Origin of the sequence: Streptomyces sp. SUK 48 (assembly GCF_009650765.1) — a bacterium.
Classification (GTDB): domain Bacteria; phylum Actinomycetota; class Actinomycetes; order Streptomycetales; family Streptomycetaceae; genus Streptomyces.
In genome coordinates this window covers 7049298-7071093 of sequence record NZ_CP045740.1, presented here as the reverse complement: position 1 = coordinate 7071093, position 21796 = coordinate 7049298, and the positions used below count along the sequence as shown (strand labels likewise).

General features: G+C 73.4%; 14 protein-coding genes. 9 read left to right on the top strand and 5 right to left on the bottom strand.

The window, feature by feature from the left end; translation table 11 throughout:
• Positions 1–34: 34 nt before the first annotated feature.
• Genes GHR20_RS31385 through GHR20_RS31375 form a run of 3 tightly spaced genes read left to right on the top strand, consistent with a single transcriptional unit; the run spans position 35 to position 6461 of the window.
• A complete protein-coding gene (locus tag GHR20_RS31385) occupies positions 35–1204 on the top strand; it encodes an AAA family ATPase (RefSeq protein WP_153815075.1) in 1170 nt (389 codons plus the stop codon).
• A 5-nt stretch (positions 1205–1209) separates the two neighbouring features.
• Positions 1210–4746 carry a DUF5682 family protein gene (locus GHR20_RS31380; protein ID WP_194859036.1) on the top strand — a complete coding sequence of 1179 codons (3537 nt, stop codon included), beginning with the start codon at positions 1210–1212 and terminating at the stop codon, positions 4744–4746.
• Positions 4743–6461 (top strand): hypothetical protein, encoded by a 1719-nt coding sequence (locus tag GHR20_RS31375; protein WP_153815073.1) that lies wholly within the window; start codon positions 4743–4745, stop codon positions 6459–6461. The genes GHR20_RS31380 and GHR20_RS31375 overlap by 4 nt, the downstream gene beginning before the upstream one ends.
• Positions 6462–6510: 49 nt before the next feature.
• Here the strand turns inward: GHR20_RS31375 and GHR20_RS31370 are convergent, their stop codons facing one another.
• Positions 6511–7818, bottom strand: a complete 1308-nt coding sequence (locus tag GHR20_RS31370; protein WP_153815072.1) for a glycoside hydrolase family 3 N-terminal domain-containing protein — start codon at positions 7816–7818, stop codon at positions 6511–6513.
• Between the two features lie 327 nt (positions 7819–8145).
• Between GHR20_RS31370 and GHR20_RS31365 the strand changes: the two genes are divergently transcribed.
• Genes GHR20_RS31365 through GHR20_RS31350 form a run of 4 tightly spaced genes read left to right on the top strand, consistent with a single transcriptional unit; the run spans position 8146 to position 14637 of the window.
• Positions 8146–9846, top strand: coding sequence for a hypothetical protein (locus GHR20_RS31365; RefSeq protein ID WP_153815071.1), 1701 nt, complete (start codon positions 8146–8148; stop codon positions 9844–9846).
• Positions 9847–9858: 12 nt separating this feature from the next.
• Positions 9859–12864 carry an AAA domain-containing protein gene (locus GHR20_RS31360; protein WP_153815070.1) on the top strand — a complete coding sequence of 1002 codons (3006 nt, stop codon included), beginning with the start codon at positions 9859–9861 and terminating at the stop codon, positions 12862–12864.
• A complete protein-coding gene (locus GHR20_RS31355; protein ID WP_153815069.1) occupies positions 12861–14075 on the top strand; it encodes a hypothetical protein in 1215 nt (404 codons plus the stop codon). The genes GHR20_RS31360 and GHR20_RS31355 overlap by 4 nt, the downstream gene beginning before the upstream one ends.
• Positions 14068–14637, top strand: a complete 570-nt coding sequence (locus GHR20_RS31350; protein ID WP_153815068.1) for a hypothetical protein — start codon at positions 14068–14070, stop codon at positions 14635–14637. Before GHR20_RS31355 ends, GHR20_RS31350 begins: the two co-directional genes overlap by 8 nt.
• Positions 14638–14712: 75 nt before the next feature.
• Here the strand turns inward: GHR20_RS31350 and GHR20_RS31345 are convergent, their stop codons facing one another.
• Entirely contained in the window at positions 14713–15135 is a 423-nt protein-coding gene (locus GHR20_RS31345) for a secondary thiamine-phosphate synthase enzyme YjbQ (RefSeq protein ID WP_153815067.1), read from the bottom strand.
• A 71-nt stretch (positions 15136–15206) separates the two neighbouring features.
• Here GHR20_RS31345 and GHR20_RS31340 point away from each other — a divergent pair, with 71 nt between their 5' ends.
• Positions 15207–16286 carry an NAD(P)-binding domain-containing protein gene (locus GHR20_RS31340; RefSeq protein ID WP_153815066.1) on the top strand — a complete coding sequence of 360 codons (1080 nt, stop codon included), beginning with the start codon at positions 15207–15209 and terminating at the stop codon, positions 16284–16286.
• A gap of 131 nt (positions 16287–16417) precedes the next feature.
• Here the strand turns inward: GHR20_RS31340 and mltG are convergent, their stop codons facing one another.
• Positions 16418–17326: an endolytic transglycosylase MltG gene (gene mltG / locus GHR20_RS31335; RefSeq protein WP_153815065.1), complete on the bottom strand. Its 909-nt coding sequence runs from the start codon at positions 17324–17326 to the stop codon at positions 16418–16420.
• A gap of 132 nt (positions 17327–17458) precedes the next feature.
• Complete coding sequence (locus tag GHR20_RS31330; protein WP_153815064.1) at positions 17459–19261, bottom strand: ABC transporter ATP-binding protein; 1803 nt, start codon at positions 19259–19261, stop codon at positions 17459–17461.
• A gap of 114 nt (positions 19262–19375) precedes the next feature.
• On the opposite strand from GHR20_RS31330, the gene GHR20_RS31325 reads away from it, so the two are divergent.
• Positions 19376–19825: a MarR family transcriptional regulator gene (locus GHR20_RS31325; protein ID WP_111583686.1), complete on the top strand. Its 450-nt coding sequence runs from the start codon at positions 19376–19378 to the stop codon at positions 19823–19825.
• A gap of 291 nt (positions 19826–20116) precedes the next feature.
• Here GHR20_RS31325 and GHR20_RS31320 read toward each other — a convergent pair whose 3' ends face one another.
• Entirely contained in the window at positions 20117–21733 is a 1617-nt protein-coding gene (locus tag GHR20_RS31320; RefSeq protein WP_343336028.1) for a peptide-N4-asparagine amidase, read from the bottom strand.
• Between the last annotated feature and the right edge of the window lie 63 nt (positions 21734–21796).

Below are 21796 nucleotides of genomic sequence, written 5' to 3'. Positions count from 1 at the left end.
CGCACCTCCGCTCCCCCTCGAAGGAAGACCCCCGATGACCACCGCCCTGGCTCCCGACGCCGCTCGACAGATCGTTCCGCCCGAGGACCGGTACGCCACCGAGCTGGCGTTCCTCGCGGCCCATGACGCCGGACCGCGCCCGCCCGCCTGGCGGCTCACGCCCCGGGCCGTGGTCACCTTCGTGATGGGCAGCGGGGGGCAGGCGCTGCGGCTGCCCGAGGACGCCGCGGTGCCGGACGGCGTACCGCGGCGGCTGGAGATCGGCGGCAAGTTCGTCGGCGACCGCGCGCTGGTGGAGCGGTGTGTCGTCACGCTCGCCGGGGAGCGGGGCCTGCTGCTCGTGGGCGAGCCCGGCACCGCCAAGTCCATGCTGTCGGAGCTGCTGTCCGCCGCCGTGTGCGGAACCAGCGCCCTGGTCGTGCAGGGCACGGCGGGTACGACGGAGGACCAGCTGAAGTACGGCTGGAACTACGCCCTGTTGCTCGCGCAGGGCCCCAGCAGGACCGCGCTGGTGCCGTCGCCGGTGCTCACCGCGATGAGCCGGGGCGCGGTGGCCCGGGTCGAGGAGGTCACCCGGTGCCTGCCCGAAGTGCAGGACGCCCTGGTGTCGTTGCTGTCGGAGCGGCGCATCGCGATCCCCGAACTGGCGGGCTCCGAGGATGCGTTGGCGCACGCGGCGCCGGGCTTCACCCTCATCGCCACCGCCAACCTGCGGGACAGGGGCGTCTCCGAGATGTCGGCCGCGCTCAAGCGCCGCTTCAACTTCGAGACGGTCGGCCCCATCGCGGACCTCGACGCGGAGACCGCGCTGGTCCGCGGCCAGGCCCGGGCGTCGGTGGAGCGGGCGGGCGCGCCCTTCCAGGTCGACGACGCGGTCCTGGAGGCCCTGGTCACCGTCTTCCGTGACCTCAGGGAGGGGCGTTCGGCGGAGGGCTGGGAGGTGGAGCGGCCGTCCACCGTGATGAGCACCGCGGAGGCCGTCGCCGTGGCGGGCGCGCTGGGTCTTGCCGGCGCGTACTTCCCCGGCGACCGTGACGTCCTCGGGCTGCTGCCGGGCCATCTGCTCGGTGTCGTACGCAAGGACGACCCGGCGGACGCGGCACGCCTGCGCGGCTACTGGGACGGCCCGGTCCGCCGCCGCGCCGAACAGGGCTCCGCCACCTGGCGCACCCTGTGGGATCTGCGCACGGTCCTGGAGGGCTGAGGACGGTGCCGTACGACACCCCGGAGGCGGCCGTCGCCGCCCTGACCGACCCGGCGGCGCCCTACCTCATCGGTGTGCGCCACCACGCGCCCTCGCTGGCCGCGGCCGTGCCCGCGCTGCTGGAGGCGGCCGCGCCGGACGTGCTCCTGGTGGAGCTCCCCGCCGAACTGGAGGAGTGGCTGCCCTGGCTCGCCCACGAGGACACCCGCGCCCCGGTCGCCCTCGCCGCCGCACCGGCGAGCGGGGCGGGCGGCCCGGCGTTCTACCCCTTCGCCGACTTCTCCCCCGAACTCGCGGCCGTACGGTGGGCGGCGCGACGCGGGACCCCGGTGCTCGCGTGCGATCTGCCGCTGGCGGACCGGACGTGGGCACCGGAGGAGGACGAACCGGCGGCCGGCCGAGGCCCGTCCGGGGCGCCGCGACCGCCGCGCGCCGTCGGGGACCGGCCGACGATCGCCGCCGCGCTGCGCTCCCGTCTCACCGGGCGTCCGGGGGACGACCTGTGGGACCGGCTGGTCGAGGCGCCCGCGCCCGGTTCGCCGCCGGAGGCGCTGCGCCGGGCCGCGTTGCTCACAGGGTGGGCGCTGCGGCAGGAGGCGGTGGCCGCGGGCGGAGTGCCGGCGCTGGATCTGCGGCGGGAGCGGTGGATGCGGGCGTGTCTCGCCCGGGCCACGGCGCACGGGGAGCGTGCGGCGGTCGTGGTCGGCGCGTTCCACGCCCCGGCGCTCTCGGCAGCGTCCGGCGGCGACGAGGCGAGCACCGCCGCCACACCCGCGAAGGCCCCGCCCTGGACGACGTCCCTCATCCCCTACACCTACGCCCTCCTGGACGCGCGGTCCGGCTACCCGGCCGGGATCCGGGACCCGGAGTGGCAGCACCTGGTGCTGGACGCGGCCGGCGATCCGGCGGCCCTGGCCGACGCGCTGACCGGCGCCGCCGTGCGGATCTGCGCCGAACTGCGGGCGCTGGGGCATCCGTCGGGGCCCGCCGACGCGCGGGAGATCGTACGGCTCGCCGGTGATCTGGCCCGGCTGCGGGACCTGCCCGCGGCGGGCCGGGGCGAACTGGTCGAGGCCGTACAGACGGTGCTGGCCCAGGGCGAGCCGTACGGCCGGGGGCGGGCCGTGGCGAGGGCGATGGAGAAGGTGCTCGTCGGGACCCGTACCGGCCGGCCCGCGCCGGACGCGCCGCGCAGTGGCCTCGCCCCCGCCGTGGAGGCGGAGCTGGCCGCGCTGAACCTGCCCGGGCCCGCCGACGCGGCCCCCGGCACCACCCGGGACCTGCGCCTCGACCCGCTCCGCTCCGATCCGGACCGGCGCCGCGAACTCCTGCTGCGCCGCCTCACGGTGTGCTCGGTGCCGTACGCCGAGCCGAAGCCGGTGACCGCTGCGGGCGGCGCCGACGCGCTGACCTCGCGCTGGGAGGCGCGCTGGACCCCGGCCACGGCGGCCATGCTGACGGTGGCCGGCGTCCGCGGGGTCACCCCGGCCCAGGCCGCCGAGGGCGTACTGCGGGAGCGGCGGCGCCAGGAGCGGGACGAGGGCGGGTCCACGGCCGCGCAGACCCTGCGCGGCCTGGAGCAGGCGGCGGAGTGCGGCCTGCCCGCCCTCGCCGACGAACGCCTCGCCGAGACCGCCGAGATACTCCCGGACACCGCCACCCTGCCCGAACTCCTTGCCGGGCTGGCCCTGTCGGACCGGCTGCGGGCCGGGCACATCCCCGGGCTCGACGCGACCGGGGAACGTAACCAGCGCGCGGCGGCCGTCGCCGAGGCGCTGACCGCCGCCGCCGTACGGCAGCTCGACGGGCTCACCGGCTCCGAGGACCCGGCCGACGCCCGCGCCCTGCTGGAACTCGCCCAGCGCGCCGACCGATCGGGCGGCATCCGGCTCGGGGACGCGCTGGCCCGGCTGGCGGCGGGCGGTTCCCCGCTGATGCGCGGCGCCGCCGGGGCCGTACGGGTGCTGCTGGGGCAGGAGGAGGCGCGGGCGTTCGGCGAGCGCGTGGCCTCCTGGGTGGACGGCGCCGCCGGCCCGGAGTCCCGTACGGCGCTCACCGCCCGTCTGACCGGTCTGCTGACCGCGGCCGGACCGCTGCTCGAATCGGCGGCGCCCGCGCTGGCACCGCTGCTGAACCGGGTGGCGGAGCTGTCCGACCGCGACTTCCTCGACCGGCTTCCGGCCCTGCGCGGCGGCTTCGACACCCTCAGCCCGGCCGCCCGCGACCGGCTCCTGTCCGCCGTCGAGGAACGCCTGGACGGCGAACACCCCGCCGACACCGGGGACATCGACCCGACCGCCCTGGCCCGCTGGACCCGCGCCGACCTGGCGGCCCGCGAGGCGCTGACCACGCTGGGCCTGCTGCCCGAGGCGGGCGGCCCCACCGAGGACCCCGTGGACGGCGTCATCGAGCCTTCCGCGCGGGCGGCTTCGGCCCGCACCCTCTCCCCCGCCGACCGCTGGCGCCTTCTCCTGGGCCGCCGGCGGGACCGGCTGCCCGCCTCCGCCCGCTCCTTGGCGACCGCGCTCGACGAGCTGTACGGCCAGGGACGCGGCGAGGGCAGCCGGGGGGACATGGCGGGGCGGGGACGCGGCGGCCGCGAGGCGCCGTACCCCGGTGCCCGGGAGTGGTCCGAGGAACTGGCCGCGCTGTTCGGGCCCGGCATCCGGGAGGAGGTGCTGGCGGCCGCGGCCGCCGCGGGGCGGCGGGACGTGCTCACGGAGCTGGACCCGGACACCGTACGGCCCTCCGTGGACCTGCTGCGCTCGGTGCTGCGGCACGCGGGCGGGCTGCCGGAGGCCCGGCTGGCGGCGCTGCGTCCGCTGGTGCGCCGGCTGGTCGAGGCGCTGACCCGGCAGCTGGCGACCCGGCTGCGGCCCGCGCTGCACGGCACCGCCCTGCCCCGGCCAAGCAGGCGCCCCGGCGGCGGCCTGGATCTGCCCCGCACCCTGCGGGCGAACCTGGCCACCGCCCGCCGCCGCCCGGACGGCACGGTCCTCGTCGTCCCCGAGCGCCCCGTCTTCCGTAGCCGGGCCCGGCGTGCGGCGGACTGGCGGCTGGTGCTGGTCACCGATGTGTCGGGCTCCATGGAGGCGTCCACCATCTGGGCGGCGCTCACGGCCTCGGTGCTGGCCGGGGTGCCCACACTGTCCACGCACTTCCTGGCGTTCTCCACCGAGGTGATGGACCTGACCGGCCATGTCGAGGATCCGCTGTCGCTGCTCCTGGAGGTCCAGGTCGGCGGCGGCACCCATATCGCGGCCGGGCTGCGCCGCGCGCGCGAACTGGTCACGGTGCCCTCGCGCACCCTGGTCGTGGTCATCAGCGACTTCGAGGAGGGCCCTCCGCTCGGCGGGCTGCTCGCCGAGGTCCGCGCCCTGGTCGGCGCCGGCTGCCAGGTGCTGGGCTGCGCGAGCCTCGACGACGCGGGCCGGCCGCGCTACTCGACCGGTGTCGCGGGCCAGTTGGTCGCCGCGGGCATGCCGGTGGCCGCCCTCAGTCCGCTCGAACTCGCTCGCTGGATCGGGGAGAAGATCGCATGAGCCCGCAACTGCCCCCGGTCGCACCGGCCGTGACCGCCGCACTCGTCGCGGCGCTCTCGCCCCGGTTGCGCAAGCGCCTCGACTCGGGCATCGCCAAGCTGGCGGACCGGCCCGTGGCCCGCGACGGCGAGATCGTACGCATCGCCGTGGACGACGACACCGGGCTCGAACTGCACGCCCCGGACGGCGCGGTGCGGGGAACGGACGACGTGCGCTGCGGCTGCCTGCTGGCCCCGGACTGCCTGCACCGCGCCGCGGCCGCCTCCCTGGCCCCGGTCGCGGAGGCCGCCGGCTCCCCCGCCCGGCCGGACGAACCGGCCCCGGCGGAGGACACCGACCTGGCTCCCGAGACGGCCACACCGGAGCAGCGCGCCGCCGCCCGCGCCGTACGACTGGCCGCGTCCGCCGTGCTGGAGGCGGGTACGGACGGGGCGGGCGCCGTGCTCCAGGCGGAGTTGCTGCGCGCCGCGCACTCCGCGCGGCTCGCGGGCCTGCACCGGGCCGCGGCCGGCGCCGTCTCCGTGGTCACCGCCCTGCGCGCCGCCCGCGCGGCCGATCCGGCGTACCACCTGACCGATCTCGCCGCCGGTCTGTACGACGTGCTCTTGGTGGCCCACCGCCTGCCGAGCACGTCGGGCGGCGACCTGACCGCGCTGCGCGGCACCGCGCGCCGGCCCTACCACCCGGACGGCTCGCTGCGGCTGTACGGCCTGTTCTCCGAGCCGGTGCTCACCGCGAGCGGCTACGCGGGCGCGGTGACCTGGACCGCGGACGCGAACGGCCGGCTGTACCAGGTGTCCGATGTGGCCCCGGGCGGCGCCGGGCGGGCGGTGGGCGCGGCCGACCGGGCCGTGCGCCTCGGCGACACCGCGCTGACCCACCGTGAACTGGCCCGCGCCGGGCTCGCGGTGTCGGGCGCCACCGTCTCCCCGACGGGCCGGCTCGGCGCGGGCGCGGGGGTACGGGCCGTACGCGCTCCCGGCGCCGACTGGCACACGGCCCCGGTGACCCGGCTCTGGGCCGAGCCGGTGCCCGACCAGATCACCCGCGCCCTGTCCGGCGGCCATGACCTGCTGTTCCTGGACATCACCGTCACCGGCACCGCGACCGAGGCGGCGGGCGACTGCCTCCTCGCCGACTGCGCCGGCGTGCCCCTGCGGCTGACGGCGGCGTACGACGACCCCGCGCTCCCCCACCGCGACAATCTGCGCCTGCTGTCCGCCGCCCGCGGCGCCCGGCTCCGTGTCGTGGCCCGTCTCACCCCGGCCCCGCACCCCCGGGCCCAGCTGCTCGCCACCGAGCATCCGGCGCGGCCCGACACCCGTCTCGACATCGGCCTGGACCGGCTCCAGGGCGCCGACCTGCCCGTCGCGACGGCTTCGTCCGGCTCCGCGCCCGTGCCCGTACCCGACTTCGACGAGGCGCCAATCCACCTGCTGCGCCGTCGCGTCCACCAGACGGTCTCGGGCGGCCGTGCGGTCCTCGCGCTTCCCGGTGACACCCACGCCGACGCCGGGCGGCTGCGCCGGTGCGGGCTGGCCACGGCGGCCGAACTCCTCACGGACCTGCGCTCCGCCGCCGCGGACCGCACCCATGACGTCTTCGGCCGCCTGCGCCCCGCCGACCCCGACCGCTTCGCGCGCGTCTGGCTGGCGGCGGCCCACTACACGGCCGAGCTGGACCGCGCGCTGTGCCTGGCCGCGTGGACGTCCTGACCACGCCACGCGGCCGACCCGCGTTTCGAGACCTCAGGGCCTCAGGGCCTCAACCGCACTGGAGCAGGCCCGCGTTGTGCTTGGCGTCGAGTATCCGGCGCACGCTGGCGTCGACCTTGGCCTTGTACGAGGCGTCCTGCCCCATCCGGGTCTGGATCGCCCGCGCCATCGCGGGGATGACGTCCGGCCGTACCGTGAGGATCATGTCGCCGCCGGCGGAGGTGAAGTCCAGCGCCCGCTGGGCGGGGGCGAAGGACCGTACGGCGACCGCGTTGCCGATGTCGTCCGAGATGACCACGCCCTTGAAGCCCATCTGGCCGCGCAGCAGTTGGCCGATGACCGTCGGCGAGAAGGCCGCGATGTGCTTGGCGTCGATCTTGTTGTAGGTGGCCGACGAGACCATCACGAACGGCGACCCGGCCTGGATCCCGGCCTTGAACGGGTCGAGGCTCGCACTGCTGCTGGTCGTCACCGAGTCCACGACGTTGGCGGTGGTGTCGGTGTTGCCGATCACCTGGCCCAGCCCGGGGAAGTGCTTGAGCGTGGTCAGCACGCCCGACTGCTTGAAGCCCGCGGCGAAGGCACCGGTGTGGGAGGTCACGGGGTCCGGCGTGTTGCCGTACTCGCGCTGGAAGGAGCCGATGGGGATGTTGCGGGTGCCCAGCGAGGCGGGGACCACGTCGGCGACCGGCGCCAGGTTCAGATCGACCCCGGCCCGCTTGAGCTGCTGGGCCCAGATGGCGGCCTCGGCGCGCAGCATCGTGGGGGACTTCTTGCCCTGGGTCACTCCGTTGGGCATGGCCGAGAAGCCGGGGCCGTTGAGCACCTGTACCTTGCCGCCCTCCTGGTCGGTCGCGACCAGCAGGCCGACCTGCTTGCCGCCGACCCGGTCGGCCTGGCCCCGGAAACCGTCGACGATCTTCCGGGTCGCCGCGGTACCGGCGGTGCTGCGGCCGGTCAGCATGACGGAGCCCACGTGGTTGTCCCGCAGGATGCGCAGCTGGGCCTGGTCCGGTTTGGCCGCGTTGATGCCGCCCATGAAGAGCTGTCCGACCCGCTGAGCGGTGGTCATACCGGACAGGATCTGGTCGGTGCAGGTGGCGGCCGCCGTCGGGGTGGTCCGCGCGGTGCCGGTGGCCGAGGCGGTACCGGTGCCGGTCGGGCTCGGCGTCGGGCTCGCGGCGCCCGGGCTCTGTGTGCCCCGGGTGGCGGCGGTGTCCCGCAGGGAGGTCGTGGTCGTCCCGGGCGTGACCGATGCGCCGCAACCGGCCACGGCGAACGCCAGAGTGGTCAGCGGAACCCCGGCACGCAGGGCTGTGCGACGGCTCCTGGGCCGCCGCCGGACGCGTATTCTCATGCTTCCTCTCCCGGCCTGGACGGACCGGGACTGCCGCGAACTGCGCAACCACGTCTGCCGCGGCGAGCCCGGCTTGCTGCGTCCACCACACCGTACGTGATGGAGCATTTGTCCGCCCTGCGGCGGATGCCCGGAGCGCCGGGCCGCGCATCAGCCGATACGACGATCTCCATACCCCTCGGGGGAACCCGGGCTAAGGTGATCCTTCGCGTCGCCTCATACCCCGTGCGGGACCACCCCAGGCAGTCATGGGGCCCGGTCCTGGGGTTCTGAAAAGCCCCGGGATTCGGTGAAGTCCCGGAGTTCTGTGAAGGGTGAGGGTCTTTCTTGGGGGGATCGACAGGGCAGCGGCCCACCGTGGTCGTGCTCACCGCCTTGCAAGTCGAGTACGAGGCGGTACGCCGGCACATGGCGGACGTCCACGAGGACAGAGAGCCTCAGGGCACCGTCTTCGACAGGGGACGCATACCCGGCCTCGGCTGGGAGGTGGCGCTGGCGGAGATGGGCCCGACCAACACCCGTGCGGCCCTCGTCACCCAGTCCGCCATCGCGCACTTCGGCGCCGAGGTCGTGCTCTTCGTGGGCGTCGCCGGTGCGCTGAAGGACGATGTCCGCCTCGGCGATGTCGTCGTCGCCAGGAAGGTCTACAGCCATCACGGCGGACGCGAGAGCGCGGACGGGTTCGCCGCCCGGCCCGATGCCTGGCAATCGCCGTACGACATGGACCAGTTGGTGCGCTCCGCGCGACGCAACGAACCCTGGGCCTTCCTCGCTTTGGACGCCCGCCCCGCCACACCGCCCCGGGTTCACTTCGAGCCGATCGCCTCGGGTGACGTACTGCTCGGCTTCCGTGACTCCGAGACGGCGCGCCGGATCCGCCGGCACTACAACGACGCCGTGGCCATCGACATGGAGAGCCACGGCGTCGCCCACGCGGTCGGGATGAAGCACGGGGTGCGGGCCCTGTTCATCCGCGGCATCAGTGATTCCGCCGACCAGGACAAGGCCGCGTACGACGCCTCGGGCTCCCAGGAAACCGCCGCGCGGCATGCCGCCGCCTTCGCCCTGCGGGTACTGCGCGATCTGCGCCCCGCCGGGCGACCGGCGCGAGAACGGCCCCCGGGACCGGCCACCGTCATGGTGCCCGCTCCCGCGTACTCCCCCGGCCCCGCCTCCTGGGAGAGCCGTCCTGTCGTCAGGGTCGGGGAACAGGAGTACCTGCTGTACGACGGCCCCGGAGACCTCCTTCAGGAGTCACGGCACGGCGAAGTGCTGCGCCGCCAGGCGCTGGCACGTGTGATGTCCGACGGCGGCACCCGGGGCACCTACGCCTGGCTGCGCCAGGTCGAGGCATGGGGGCCGGACCGCGATCACGCCCTGACCGCGCTCGAACAGGAGGCGAAGCTGTGCCGGCGTCTCCACGGCCCCGCCGTCCTCCAGCTGTCCCGCAGCGAGACCACCGCGACGCTCGCTCTGGCCTGGCCCGGTGACCCGAAGCGCGGCGGCCCGCTGGAGACGCTGCACGAACTGCTGCCCGAGCCGGCGGCACCGGCGGACCCGCTGGGCCTGTGGTCCATCGTGCGGGCCCTCGCCGAAGTGGCGCACGTTCTCGAGCGGCTGAGCGGTGCGGGAGTCTCGCACCGGGCGCTCCGGCCGACCGCGGTCGTGCGGTGCCGGCCGCACTCGGTACTGCGCGACTTCGGCCTCGCCACCGCGCCGCCCCGCCGGGGCGAGAATCCCGGGCCCTTCCAGGCGCCCGAGCAGCGGCACGGATCCACCGTCCGTCCCGGGCCCGCCACCGACATCTACCAGGTGGGCGCGCTGCTGCACCTCGCGCTGACCGGCCGTACCCCCGAGCCCGGATGGCCTCCCTATCGCGGCACGGCCGCCGTCCCGGACCGTCTCGTCCGCGTGGTCGCCGACGCCTTGCAGGAGGACCCCGGGGCCCGCCCCTGCGCCCGTACGCTCCGCCTCGCCCTGCTCGCCGCCGCGCGCGAGCTGGCGTCCGTCCCGCCGCCCCGGCACTGAGGAGCGTCGCCGATGTCCGTCCACCCCGTCGCATTGGGCGCTCCCCTGGTGCTCGTCCCCTGGACCGACCTGGACAACCAGCTCCGTACGAAGGCCGGGGCCAGCGCGGGACTGCCGTCCGGCGTCCCACAGATCGTCCATGACCTGAACCAGCTCACCGGGGGCGCCGCCGTCATCGTCAGCCCGGCCAACGGCAGGTACAACGCGTCCCTGCTGGTGTACACGCGCACGTACCGGTTGCGCCTCGAAGCCACGAAGCGGGGCACCGGCTACTTCGTCAAGCACATCGATCCGCTGCGGCTGGCCGACCACGCGCGCCTCGCCAGGTCCTGTCTCCTGGTGCGCACGCCCGTCTGGCAGATGGTGTTCGAGCTGAGGGCCGTACCCGAGCACGCGGACGCCCAGTGGAAGACCATCGAGGAAGCCTGGCAGCGTCTCGGCCAGGAAACGGCACCACAGCGGGCCGCCCCTGCCGTCAGCGAGGCGCAGTCGAGGTTCCTGGACACGGTGGACCGGCTGATCGACGCGACCGAGGAGATCACCACCCGGGAAGACCGCCGGGCCGCGCCCTTCCCGTACCAGCGCTTCACGGCCACCGGCGGCAAGCGCGGCAGCGGTCCGCAGTCCGTCTACGAATTCCAGCTCGTCGGAGAGGAGTTCCCGCCGGCCGGCGCCTTCGTCCGCGTGCAGGGTGACGTCGAGACCCGTGGGAAGGTGAGCCGGGCGGCGGAGGGCCGCGTCACCGTGCGCTTCGACCAGCCCGTGTCATGGGACCGACTACCGGCACGCGCCGCCCTGGAGCTCGTCCCCAGCAGCGTGATCTTCAACAAGCAGCGGCAGGCCGTGGCAAGTCTCCGCAACCGGGACACCAGGAACTCCGGCCTCCTCCCGGCCGTGGTCGAGCACCAGGTGACCCCGATCCCCGCCACGACCGCCGAGCCGCACGAGGACCTCGATCCCGAACAACTCGCCGCGTTCCGCAAAGCGCTGACCACGCAGGACCTGCTGGTGGTGCTCGGGCCGCCCGGTACCGGCAAGACCCGGACCATCACGGAGATCGCCCACACCGCCGCGACGACGGACGCCGCCGACAACTGCCGGGTACTCGTCACCTCCCACACCAACCGCGCCGTGGACAACGTGCTGGCCCGACTACCCCGGGACCTCGTGGTGATCCGTGTCGGGGACGAGAGCAAGGTGCACGCCGACGTCAGACCGCTGCTTCTGGAGGAGCAATCGGAGACCCTGTCCGAGGAGATCCGGCACACCATGACCCAGCGCGCACAGGCGTACCAGGAGGCAGCCGCCGCGGAACCGTGGACGGACGAATTCGCCGTACGCCTCCAGCAGGTCGACGCCCTGGTCGAGGAGGAGCGGACCGCGGCCCAGCGTCTGCGCGAGGCGACCGACATGGCGACCGCGCCGGCTCGGGAAAGGCTGTCGGCTCTCCAGGGCCAGGAGGACGAACGGACGACCGCCCTGGAGTCGCTCGCCGGACGCGCCGCGCGGCTGGAGGAGAAGGCGAGGTCCGCACGGCAGCGTTCCGATGCCCTCCTCACCGGCTGGCTGCACCGCTCCCGGGCCCGGCGACGGGAAGAGGAACTCATCACGGTGCGGGCCGAGATGCGGCAGCTCGACGCGCTGGGCCTCAGCCTGCGCCGGCAGGCCGAGGCGGCGAGCGCCGAGGAGGAACGCGCGCGCCACGAGGACGCCACCGTCCAGGCGGCCCAGCGCACCTACCTGGCGGTGGGGCACCGCCTCGGCAACGGAGTTCAGTCCGCCTACGAGGCCGCCGACATGGCCGTCCACGCGCTCGGCAGGGCCGTGCCGGACCCGCCCGTCGCCGTTCGCCCGGCCGATCCGGCCGAAGCGCCGGCCACGTTGCACACCCTGCACGGGCAGTTGACGCACTGGCTGCCGGTCCTTTCTCGACGCCGGGAACTCACCCGGCAATGGCAGGCCGCCATCGCTCAGGACCCGGGCCAGCTGGTGCCCGAACTCGTCCGTTACGCCCACGTGGTCGGCGCCACCTGCATCGGCGCGGCATCCCGCCCCGAACTGTCCGGAGTCGAGTTCGACCTGGGCATCGTCGACGAAGCCGGCCAGATCGGCATCGCCGACACACTGGTGCCGCTGGCCAGGGTCCGCCGCGGCGTCCTGGTCGGCGACGACCGGCAGCTGCCGCCCTTCCGCGACCTCGAGGTGGACGACTGGGCGCAAGGCATCGGTGACCCGGAACTCGTCCGGCTGATGTCTCAGAGCGCCTTGGAGCGCCTGCGTGCCGGACTGCCCTCCTCACACGTCGTGCAGCTGGCCCGGCAGCGCCGGATGCCCGCCGAGATCGCCGATTTCATCTCGGCCTCCTTCTACCGGGGAGAACTGCTCACCGAGAAGGACCACCGGCACACGGACCCCCTGTTCTCCAGCCCGATGGCCTTCGTGGATACCTCCGCCCTGCCGGACCGCGAACGCCGCGAGTCGGGCGGCCGCGGCCCCGAGGGCCGCACCCGCAAGGGCGCCTTCAACGCCTGTGAAGCACGCCTCCTGGCCAGGCTCGCCGCCTTCTACCACCACCGGGGTTCCGAATGGGTGGTGATCGTCCCCTATCTCGCGCAGCGTCTGGAGGTCGTCCGCCATCTGACCCGGCTGATCGGTGACTCCCAGCTCGCCGATGCCTCGGTCGGCAGTGTCGACTCGTACCAGGGCGGGGAGCGCGACATCGTGCTGTACGGCTTCACGCGCAGCAACCCCGAAGGCAGGATCGGCTTCCTCAGGGAACTGCGCCGCGCCAACGTCGCCTTCACGCGCGCCAAGAGCCAGCTGGTCCTGGTGGGCGATCTGAGCACGCTGATGCGCGCGGACGACCCCGGCTTCAGGGTGCTCATCGGTGACCTGTACGAGCATCTGCGGGATCGCGGCGACCTGCGGGCCTACGCGGACGTCATGGCAGCGCTCGGCAAGGCCGTCCCGGACATGCCCAGACCCGCCGATGTCTCCTCCGAAAGGGGCCGGCCATGACGACTGCTCCCCGGCTGATGAATTTCCCCGAGGAGCGAGTCCTGGAGGACGCCGCCTTCGGCCAGGGCATCGTGCCCACCCGGCTCCACTCCCTGCTGTTGCCGGTCTGGCAGGTGGAGATCCGGGCCGACATCACCGAGGGCGAGGACTTCTCCCTGATCGACGGATTCCTGGAACGCGGCCTGCGCCACGGCGCCTTGCACACCGTGGACGAACTGGCGGCGTTCTTCGCCCTGGACCGCGCCCTGGTCGCCCAGGCCGTGCGCTTCCTGACCACGATCGGTCATGTCCGGGAGGAGTTCGGCGGCCGGCTGTCCCTGACATCCCTTGGGCAGCGCTCGGTGGACGACGACATCCGCTATGTGGTCACCCGCCAGGACCGCCGCAAGCTGTACTTCGAGGCCCTGGGCTGCACTCCGCTGACCCGGGACCACTACGACGAGGATGTCGTGACCCTTCTGTCCGGCGACGAACGGGACCGGGTACAGCGAAAGGACCACTACCCGCGCTTCACAGCGATCCCCGCGTCCTCCGGCTTCGACCGCTCGGCCCTGGACCGCCTCAAGGAGCGCAAGGACCGGGCCCGGTTCAATCTGCCGGTCGCCCTGGATGCCCTGGAGTGTCTGAGCGAGACGGTCGTGTACCTGCCCGTCCACCTGGTGCGCGGCGGGCGGGGAGACCTCCTGGTGTACGGCCAGGCCAAGGCCGGGACGGCACACGATCCGGAGCTCAGCGCTCTGTGCACCCGCACTCCCCAGCTGATCACCGCTCTCGAGAACGAGGAACTGGACCCGGAAGCGGACGACCGCCTGCTGCGTTCCGCCCAGAGATGGCTCCACGAAAAGGGCTTCCACTCGGTCGCCCCGGAACAGGATGACGACGGCACCTGGTCGGTCTCGCTGCCCGCCACCGCCTTCGGCGAGGAGGGGATGCCGGAGTCCCGAATCGGCGGCTATCGCATGGCGGGCAGTCGGTTCTTCCGCGTGTGGTGCCAGGAGGAGGTACCACGCAAGCGCGCCCTCCTGTACCTGCTGGACCGTCGGATCGGCTCGCGTCGGCAGGTCACCCGGCGGGAGACAGAAGAGATCATCTCCCGGCTGGCCCGGCAACTACGCCTGGAAGTACCCGAGTTGTCCCGGCTCTGTAACGGCGCGAGGAAGATCGGCCTCAGCGAGCTGGAAGCCCGACTGGCCCGACTGGAGAATGAATAAAGTGATCGACACCGGCCAACTCCTGCTTGCCGAGTACGCGCAGATCAAGGAGGAGCAGCGCGCTCGTATCGGCTTCCGGGACAACCTCATCTACGCCACGCTCGGCACCATGGCAGCGGTCGTCGGCTCGACCCTTGCCCGCGGCGGGCACCTTGAGATGCTGTTGCTGCTCCCTCCGCTGTCCACCATCCTGGGGTGGACCTACCTGGTCAACGACGAGAAGATCTCGGCCGTGGGCCGGTACATACGCGAGGAGCTGGCCCCCCGCCTGAAGGAACTGAGCCGGGAACAGGCGGATGTCTTCGGCTGGGAATCCGCGCACCGAGGCGACACCCACCGTCACTCACGGAAGCGGTTCCAGCTCGCCGTGGATCTGATGACCTTCTGCGGGGCACCGCTCGCGGCCCTGGTCGTCTACTGGGTGTTCGGCCCGACACAGTGGCCACTGCTTCTGATCTCGCTGGCCGACACGGCCGTGGTCATCGGCCTGGCCGCCCAGGTCGTGCGCTACGCCGACATCGGGGGCCGACCGAACGCGACGGACCGCGCCGACCGGCCCTGACCGAACGAACGTCCCGGTCCGCGCATCCGACCCGCTCGTCCCGCTCCCGCAGGACTCGGTCCGCCCGCGGCGCCCTCAGCCGAGGAAACTCAGCCGCACCTGCCGGTCGGGGTTGTCCCGGTTCGTGTCCACCAGGCACACCGACTGCCAGGTGCCGAGTTCCAGGCGGCCGGCGATCACCGGCAGGGTCGCGTGCGGCGGGACCAGTGCCGGGAGGACGTGGTCGCGGCCGTGGCCGGGGCTGCCGTGGCGGTGCTGCCAGCGGTCGTCGGCGGGGAGCAGGGTGTGCAGGGCGGCGAGGAGGTCGTCGTCGCTGCCGGCGCCGGTCTCGATGACGGCGATCCCGGCGGTGGCGTGCGGGACGAAGATGTTCAGCAGGCCGTCGCGACCGCCCGCGGCCTCGCGCAGGAAGTCCTCGCAGTCCCCGGTGAGGTCGGCCACGCGCTCCCGGCTACCGGTGGAGACGTTCAGGATTCGGGTGGTGAAGGCATCTGACATGGCTCCCATCCTGACGCATGGGTACGACAGCGGGCGGGAAGAGCCACGCAGGGCACGCTGTTGGTAGAAGCGTGAACGAATCGCGTGAGGTCGAGGTGGTCGTCGTAGGCGCCGGTCAGGCCGGACTGGCAGGCGCCTATCACTTGCGCCGCGCCGGATACGAGCCGGACCGCGACTTCGTGGTCCTCGACCACTCCCCCGCCCCCGGCGGCGCCTGGCAGTTCCGCTGGCCCTCGCTGACGTACGGCAAGGTGCACGGGATGCACGCGCTGCCCGGCATGGAGCTGACCGGCGCCGATCCCGGGCGCCCCTCGGCCGAGGTGATCGGCGCGTACTTCGACCGGTATGAACACGCCTTCGACCTGCGGGTACGGCGCCCGGTGGAGGCGCGGGCGGTGCGCGAGGGGGACGGCGGACGGCTGCTCGTGGAGACCTCCGACGGCATCTGGTCGACGCGTGCGCTGATCAACGCGACCGGCACCTGGGACCATCCGTTCTGGCCGCGCTGTCCGGGTCAGGAGACTTTCCGCGGACGGCAGTTGCACACCGCGCGCTACGCCGGGCCCGAGGAGTTCGCCGGGCAGCGGGTGGTGGTCGTGGGCGGCGGCGCCTCCGGCACCCAGCATCTGCTGGAACTCGCTCCGTACGCCGCCGCGACCACCTGGGTCACCCGGCGGCCGCCCGTCTTCCGCGAGGGCCCGTTCGACGCGGACGCGGGCCGGGCCGCCGTCGCGCTGGTCGAGGAACGGGTGCGCGAGGGACTGCCGCCGCGCAGCGTGGTCTCGGTCACCGGGCTGCCCCTGAACGACGCGATCCGCCGGGGACTCGAGGACGGCGTCCTGGACCGGCGGCCGATGTTCGACCGGATCACCCCCGACGGCGTGGAGTGGCGGGACGGCAGCCGTGTGGACGCCGACGTGATCCTGTGGGCGACCGGGTTCCGGGCGGCGCTCGGCCATCTCGCCCCGCTGCGACTGCGCACGCCGGGCGGCGGGATCCGGGTGGAGGGGACGCGCGCGGTGGCCGACCCCCGGATCCACCTCGTCGGCTACGGCCCCTCGGCCAGCACCATCGGCGCCAACCGGGCCGGCCGCGCGGCCGTACGGGACATCGGGCGACTGCTCGCGCGGGACCGGCCGGCCGCCGCATGACGAACCGCCGCTCCGCCGCGCCCCGTTGAACCGGACCGTCTTGAACCGGACCGTCTTGGACCGGCTCACCGTGAACGGGTCGGCCTTGAACCGGTCGGCCCTGAACCGCTCCGCCGTGAACCGGCCGCCTCTCAGCCGGCCTTGCCGGCGGACCGTGTCGCGGACGGCGAGGAGGACCGGCTCGGGGACGGGCTCTGGCTCTGCCCCGTCTGCTGCCCGGCCTTCTGCTGCTCGGAGTTGAAGTCCGCCACATTGCGCATGTGTGTGTCGTAGTCGGCGGTGAAGCGGGTGTCCCCGGGCTTGACCGTCACGAAGTACAGCCAGTCGCCCGGCGTCGGATTGATGGCGGCACGCATGGCGTCCTCACCGGGATTGCCGATCGGCGTCGGCGGCAGGCCCATGCGCTGATAGGTGTTGTAGGGGCTGTCGCTCCTGGTGTCCTCCTCGGTGGTGCGCGCGCGGCCCAGCGCGTAGATGAGGGTGGAGTCCAGTTGCAGCGGCATCCCGCGCTCCAGCCGGTTGAGGACGACCCGGGCGACCTTGCCCATGTCCTCCTTCTTCACGGCCTGGGCCTGGACGATGCTGGCGATGGTGAGGGCCTGATAGACGTTCATCGAGTTGCGCTGTGCCCCGGCCGCGACCGGTGCGCCGTCGAACTTCTCGTGGGCGGTGTCCACCATGGAGCGCAGTACGGACTCCGGGGTCGCGCCCTTGCGCAGCGGGTAGGAGGCCGGGAAGAGGTAGCCCTCCGGGTTGCCCCCGGCGTCCTTGGGCAGCGTCAGCCGGGCCTTGCCGAGCGAGGTGCGGGTACTGCCCGAGGGCAGGGCGAGCGCCTTGTCGATCGCGTCGTAGACCTGGCTCGCGCGCCAGCCCTCCGGGACGACGAGCGCGGCGGGTCTGGGCACCTCATGGTGATCGGCCGCCGTCAGCAGCGGCACCGCCACGGCGGTGCCGGCCACGACGGCGCCGGCCACGACCAGGGCGAGTCTGCCCCGGCGTGTCAGTCGGGTCCTTCTCCGTGGCGGAATGTGCGTCAGCATGCGGGAACCGTAATACGCGAATCACCGCAACCCCGACATATATTCAGCTTGTCGGCCCAATTGCCCGTCTCAGGCGGGGGCCCGAGACGCCTGCCCGAGCCCATGGCCCCCGGTCACCGGTCCGGTCACCGCTCACCCGGCCGGCTCCAGTTGCGCGTCCCTGCGCACCAGGGCCGCGTACCGCCCGTCGCGCTCCAGCAGTTCCTCGTGCGTGCCGCGCTCGGCGACCTGCCCGGAGTCCAGCACCACGATCTGGTCGGCGCCGCGGACGGTGGACAGGCGGTGGGCGATGGTGATCGTCGTACGGTTCGCCGAGAGGGCGTCGATGGCCTCCTGCACGGCGGCCTCGGTCCGGGTGTCCAGGGCACTGGTCGCCTCGTCCAGGATGAGGACCGGCGGGTCGCGCAGGATGGTGCGGGCTATGGCGAGGCGCTGCTTCTCGCCGCCGGAGAAGCGGTGGCCGCGCTCGCCCACGACCGTGTCGTAGCCGTCGGGCAGCGCCGCTATGTGCTCGTGGATCTGCGCCGCCCGGGCCGCCGCGTGCAGCTCCTCGTCGGTGGCGCCCGGCTTGGCGAAGCGCAGGTTCTCGGCGACGGACGCGTGGAAGAGGTACGTCTCCTGCGAGACCACGCCGACCGCGCGGGCGAGGGTGTCGAAGTCCAGGTCGCGGACGTCGACCCCGTCGAGGGTGACCCGGCCGCCGGTGACGTCGTAGAGCCGCGGCACCAGGTAGCCCAGGGTGGACTTGCCCGCGCCGGTGGGACCGACGACCGCGAGGCTGCTGCCGGCGGGGACGGTGACGTCGATGCCGTCGAGGACGGGGCCGCCCTTGTCGTCGTAGCGGAACTCGACCTCCTCGAAGCGGACTTCGCCCTTGACCTGGTCGAGGCGCACCGGCCGGGGGCGCTCGGTGATGTCGATCGGCAGGTCCAGGTACTCGAATATGCGCTGGAAGAGCGCGAGGGAGGTCTGGATCTGGACGCCGGTGGCCAGCAGGCTCACGGCCGGGCGGAACAGGCCCTGCTGGAGCGAGACGAAGGCGACGATGGTGCCGAGCGAGACCTGGGGGCCGCCGAACTGGAGGGCGAGACCTGCCGTCCAGTAGATGACGGCGGGCATGGCGGCCATCACGATGGTGATCACGGCCATCCGCCAGCGCCCGGCCATGTTCGACCGGACCTCCAGGTCGACCAGCCGCTCGGACTCCCCGGCGAAGGCGCCGGTCAGCGACTCGGTGCGGCCCATGGTGCGGCCGAGCAGGATGCCGCTGACCGAGAGGGACTCGGTGACCGTCGCGGCCATCGCGGCCATCTGCTTCTGGCGCTCGGTGGTGATCCGCTTGCGCTCATTGCCGACGCGGCGGCTGATCCAGACGAACGCCGGCAGCAGGAGCAGCGAGACGATGGTGAGCCGCCAGTCGAGGGCGACCATCGCGACGACGGTGGCGACCACGCTGGTGACGTTGGAGACCAGGGAGGTGGCGGTGGAGGTGACCGTCGCCTGCATGCCGCCGATGTCATTGGCTATGCGGGACTGCACCTCGCCGGTGCGGGTGCGGGTGAAGAAGGCCAGCGACATGCGCTGGAGCCGGCCGAAGACGGCGGTGCGCAGGTCGTGCATGACGCGCTGGCCGACGGTGGTCGAGATCAGCGTCTGGAGCACGCCGAAGACGCTGGAGAGGACCGCGCTGAGGATCATGCCGAGCGCGAGCAGGCTCAGCAGGCCGGTGCGGCCGCGCGGGATGGCGACGTCGAGGATCTCCTTGAGCAGGAACGGTGTGGCCACCGAGACCAGCGAGGAGGCGCCGACCAGCAGGCCGACGACGGCGAGCCGCCCCCGATAGGGACGGAACAGCTTGAGGATCCGCCGCCACTGCCGGGGCCTGTCCTTGGCATCGGCGGGCGGGGTCCAGGAGGATTCACGGTCGGGACGCATGGGCTCCTACGGAGGTGGGCGGTCGCCGGCCGAAGACGGCCGACGATGACGGAACGGATCGTAGCTCATTGTTACCTATACTCACAATGAACTGCATCCTGATATTGTTCCCGCATGACCACCCCCGATCCCGAGGGACTGCTCGCCGAGCAGTTGCTGCGGCTCACCCGCCGGGTGCACCGCATCCAGAAGCGCCACCTGGAACAGCGCGAGCTGGGCGTCACCCCCGCCCAGTCCCGGCTGCTGCGCACCCTCGCGCACTATCCCTCCCCGCCGCGCATGGCCGACCTCGCCGAGCGCCTGGAAGTGGTACCGCGCGCGGTGACGACGCTGGTCGACGGGCTGGAGGCGAGCGGCAAGGTGCGCCGGGCCGCGGATCCGGCGAACCGGCGCGTGACCCGGATCGAGCTGACCGACGAGGGACGCGCGACCCTGCGCGAACTGCGCGGCGCGCGCCGCTCGGCGGCCGAGGAGATACTCGCCCCGCTGACCGAGAAGGAACGCGAGGTGCTCGGCGTGCTACTGGACACCCTGGTCGACGGGGACGTCCCCAAGCCCTGCTGACCCCCGGCACGGCGGCCGGACCCGCCGCGCCGGAGGACTCCCGGGGCGAGGACCTGTCCGGCGGATCAGGCCGAACCGCGGGGGTCGGTACGCCCTCCCCCTGCCTCAAGGACGTGGGGGCACCCCCAGCGGCGTTGTCGTCGGCCGCCGCCTCCACGCCCGCCTTCGCGCGCGGGGGCGCCCCCGTCACGTCGGCCCCCTCCTCCGTCGTGCATCCGGACCCGCCGGCCCTCGCTCACCCTCGCCGACGAGGCACCGTCGGTTGGCGCCCGCCGATCCGCCGGACCGGCCCTAGCAGTCCCTGCGGTCCAGCGTCAGCGCGCCCTGAGCGGTGGCCAGTGTGTGGTCGTAGCAGCCGCCCGAGCCATGGATGCGATAGCGCTCCGACGAGGTGCCGACCGCGTGCCGCTGCTCGCGCGGGGCGTCGAGGGTGTAGGAGGCATCACCGCGGTAGGTGTCGTCCAGCCGTGACCACGCGGTGCGCCGGCCGCCGCGCAGCTCGGTCACCGAGGCGCGGTCGCCGAGCGTCAGCACCGTGCGCAGCCGGTTGTCGGAGCCGATGGTGGTGACGCCGTCGAGGGTGTACGTCCGCCGGGTGTGCGCCGACCGGGCGGGGCCGGATCCGGCGGTGGTGACGGTCTGGTCGTCGGTCCAGGTCGCGTCCAGTCCGTCGGTGTTCTCGCCGTCGGTCCAACGGTGGGCCGAGGTGTCGGCGAGGGTCCGGGTGACGGTGGTGGTCACTCGTCCGTGGGAGGTGTCGAGGTATCCGCTGACGGTGAGCCGGTGTCCGGCCTTGGTGTCCACCCGGTTCTCCGGACCCGGCGTGTAGGTCGAGGAGTTGACGAGGTCGGTCGCCGCGTCCTCGGTGACCGCCCCGGTGAGGTGGTCGCGATGCGCGTCCTGCCAGACCAGCACGTTCACCGGGGTGCTCCAGCCGGCCTGGCCCGCCGGCACGCCCACGACGGAGACCTCGACGCGGTGCGGACGGCCGTCGTCCAGCAGCCCGGCGAAAGGTGTGAGGTCGTACTCGATGGGCCGGACGTCGAAGGCGCCCGGGGCCGGGATGACGTACCAGAGGAACGGATCGGACCACCCGCCGGTCCACACGTTCGGGAAGGGCGCGGCGATGCCCGCCGTCCGGCCGTCGACCTTGATCTGCACCTCGCGGTAGGGGCCGTGATCGGCCTTGCAGGAGTACGACGCCGGGTCGGCCACCGTCAGATACCAGAACTCCTCGCAGCCGCCGCCGGATCCGGTCGCGTAGACCTCGGCGACGATCCGCTCGCTGTTGCGCGGCGCGGTGAGCGTCGTGCCGTCGGGCGTGTCGGCGAGGGTGAGCACGCGGTCGGGGGTCCGCTCGGCCGGGCTGCCCGCGTAGAACGTCAGGGTGACGTGGACGTCGATGACGCCGGTGTACGTGTCGTCGACCACGTTGCCGATCAGCATCTCGACGTCCCGCGGACTCCGGAAGGTGTCGCTGTAGCGGGTGACGTCCTTCTCGACGTGCCAGGCGATGCCGTCCGGCGAGGGTTCCGGGGTGGAGGTGCGCAGGATCTCGACCCCGCCGACGTGCAGATAGCCGAGCCGGTCGTACTGACGGCCCTTCACCGTGCCGTCCAGGCGGAGTACGACCTTGCTCCAGCGGTCGCCGCAGCCCTTGGGCGGGGTGTACGCGCCCCGGTAGGGCGTGAAGTCGCGGAACTGCGTGTCGGCCAGGGTGACCTGGCAGGACTTGGTGTGCGGCCGGGCGACGGGCGGGGCGGCGGTCACCGGGTCGTGCCAGTCGGTGCCGAACTCGGCGGGGACGTCGGCGGCCCGGGCGGTCGCGGTCCCGGCGCCGGCGCCGAGCAGCGCGCCGATCAGGAGGACCGCGGTCGCAAGCATGGACATGACTATCCGTTGTCTCATGGGCGGTGTTCTACGGGGAGTTGGACCCGGCCGCAATGAGGCGTCGAGGGAGAGGCCCGCCGC

Coding starts and splice junctions, on each gene's coding strand:
- GHR20_RS31360 (WP_153815070.1), top strand. CDS start 9,859: ATGTCCGTCCACCCCGTCGCATTGGGCGCTCCCCTGGTGCTCGTCCCC.
- mltG (WP_153815065.1), bottom strand. CDS start 17,326: ATGCTGACGCACATTCCGCCACGGAGAAGGACCCGACTGACACGCCGG.
- GHR20_RS31320 (WP_343336028.1), bottom strand. CDS start 21,733: ATGAGACAACGGATAGTCATGTCCATGCTTGCGACCGCGGTCCTCCTG.
- GHR20_RS31325 (WP_111583686.1), top strand. CDS start 19,376: ATGACCACCCCCGATCCCGAGGGACTGCTCGCCGAGCAGTTGCTGCGG.
- GHR20_RS31370 (WP_153815072.1), bottom strand. CDS start 7,818: ATGAGAATACGCGTCCGGCGGCGGCCCAGGAGCCGTCGCACAGCCCTG.
- GHR20_RS31350 (WP_153815068.1), top strand. CDS start 14,068: ATGAATAAAGTGATCGACACCGGCCAACTCCTGCTTGCCGAGTACGCG.
- GHR20_RS31385 (WP_153815075.1), top strand. CDS start 35: ATGACCACCGCCCTGGCTCCCGACGCCGCTCGACAGATCGTTCCGCCC.
- GHR20_RS31345 (WP_153815067.1), bottom strand. CDS start 15,135: ATGTCAGATGCCTTCACCACCCGAATCCTGAACGTCTCCACCGGTAGC.
- GHR20_RS31355 (WP_153815069.1), top strand. CDS start 12,861: ATGACGACTGCTCCCCGGCTGATGAATTTCCCCGAGGAGCGAGTCCTG.
- GHR20_RS31330 (WP_153815064.1), bottom strand. CDS start 19,261: ATGCGTCCCGACCGTGAATCCTCCTGGACCCCGCCCGCCGATGCCAAG.
- GHR20_RS31375 (WP_153815073.1), top strand. CDS start 4,743: ATGAGCCCGCAACTGCCCCCGGTCGCACCGGCCGTGACCGCCGCACTC.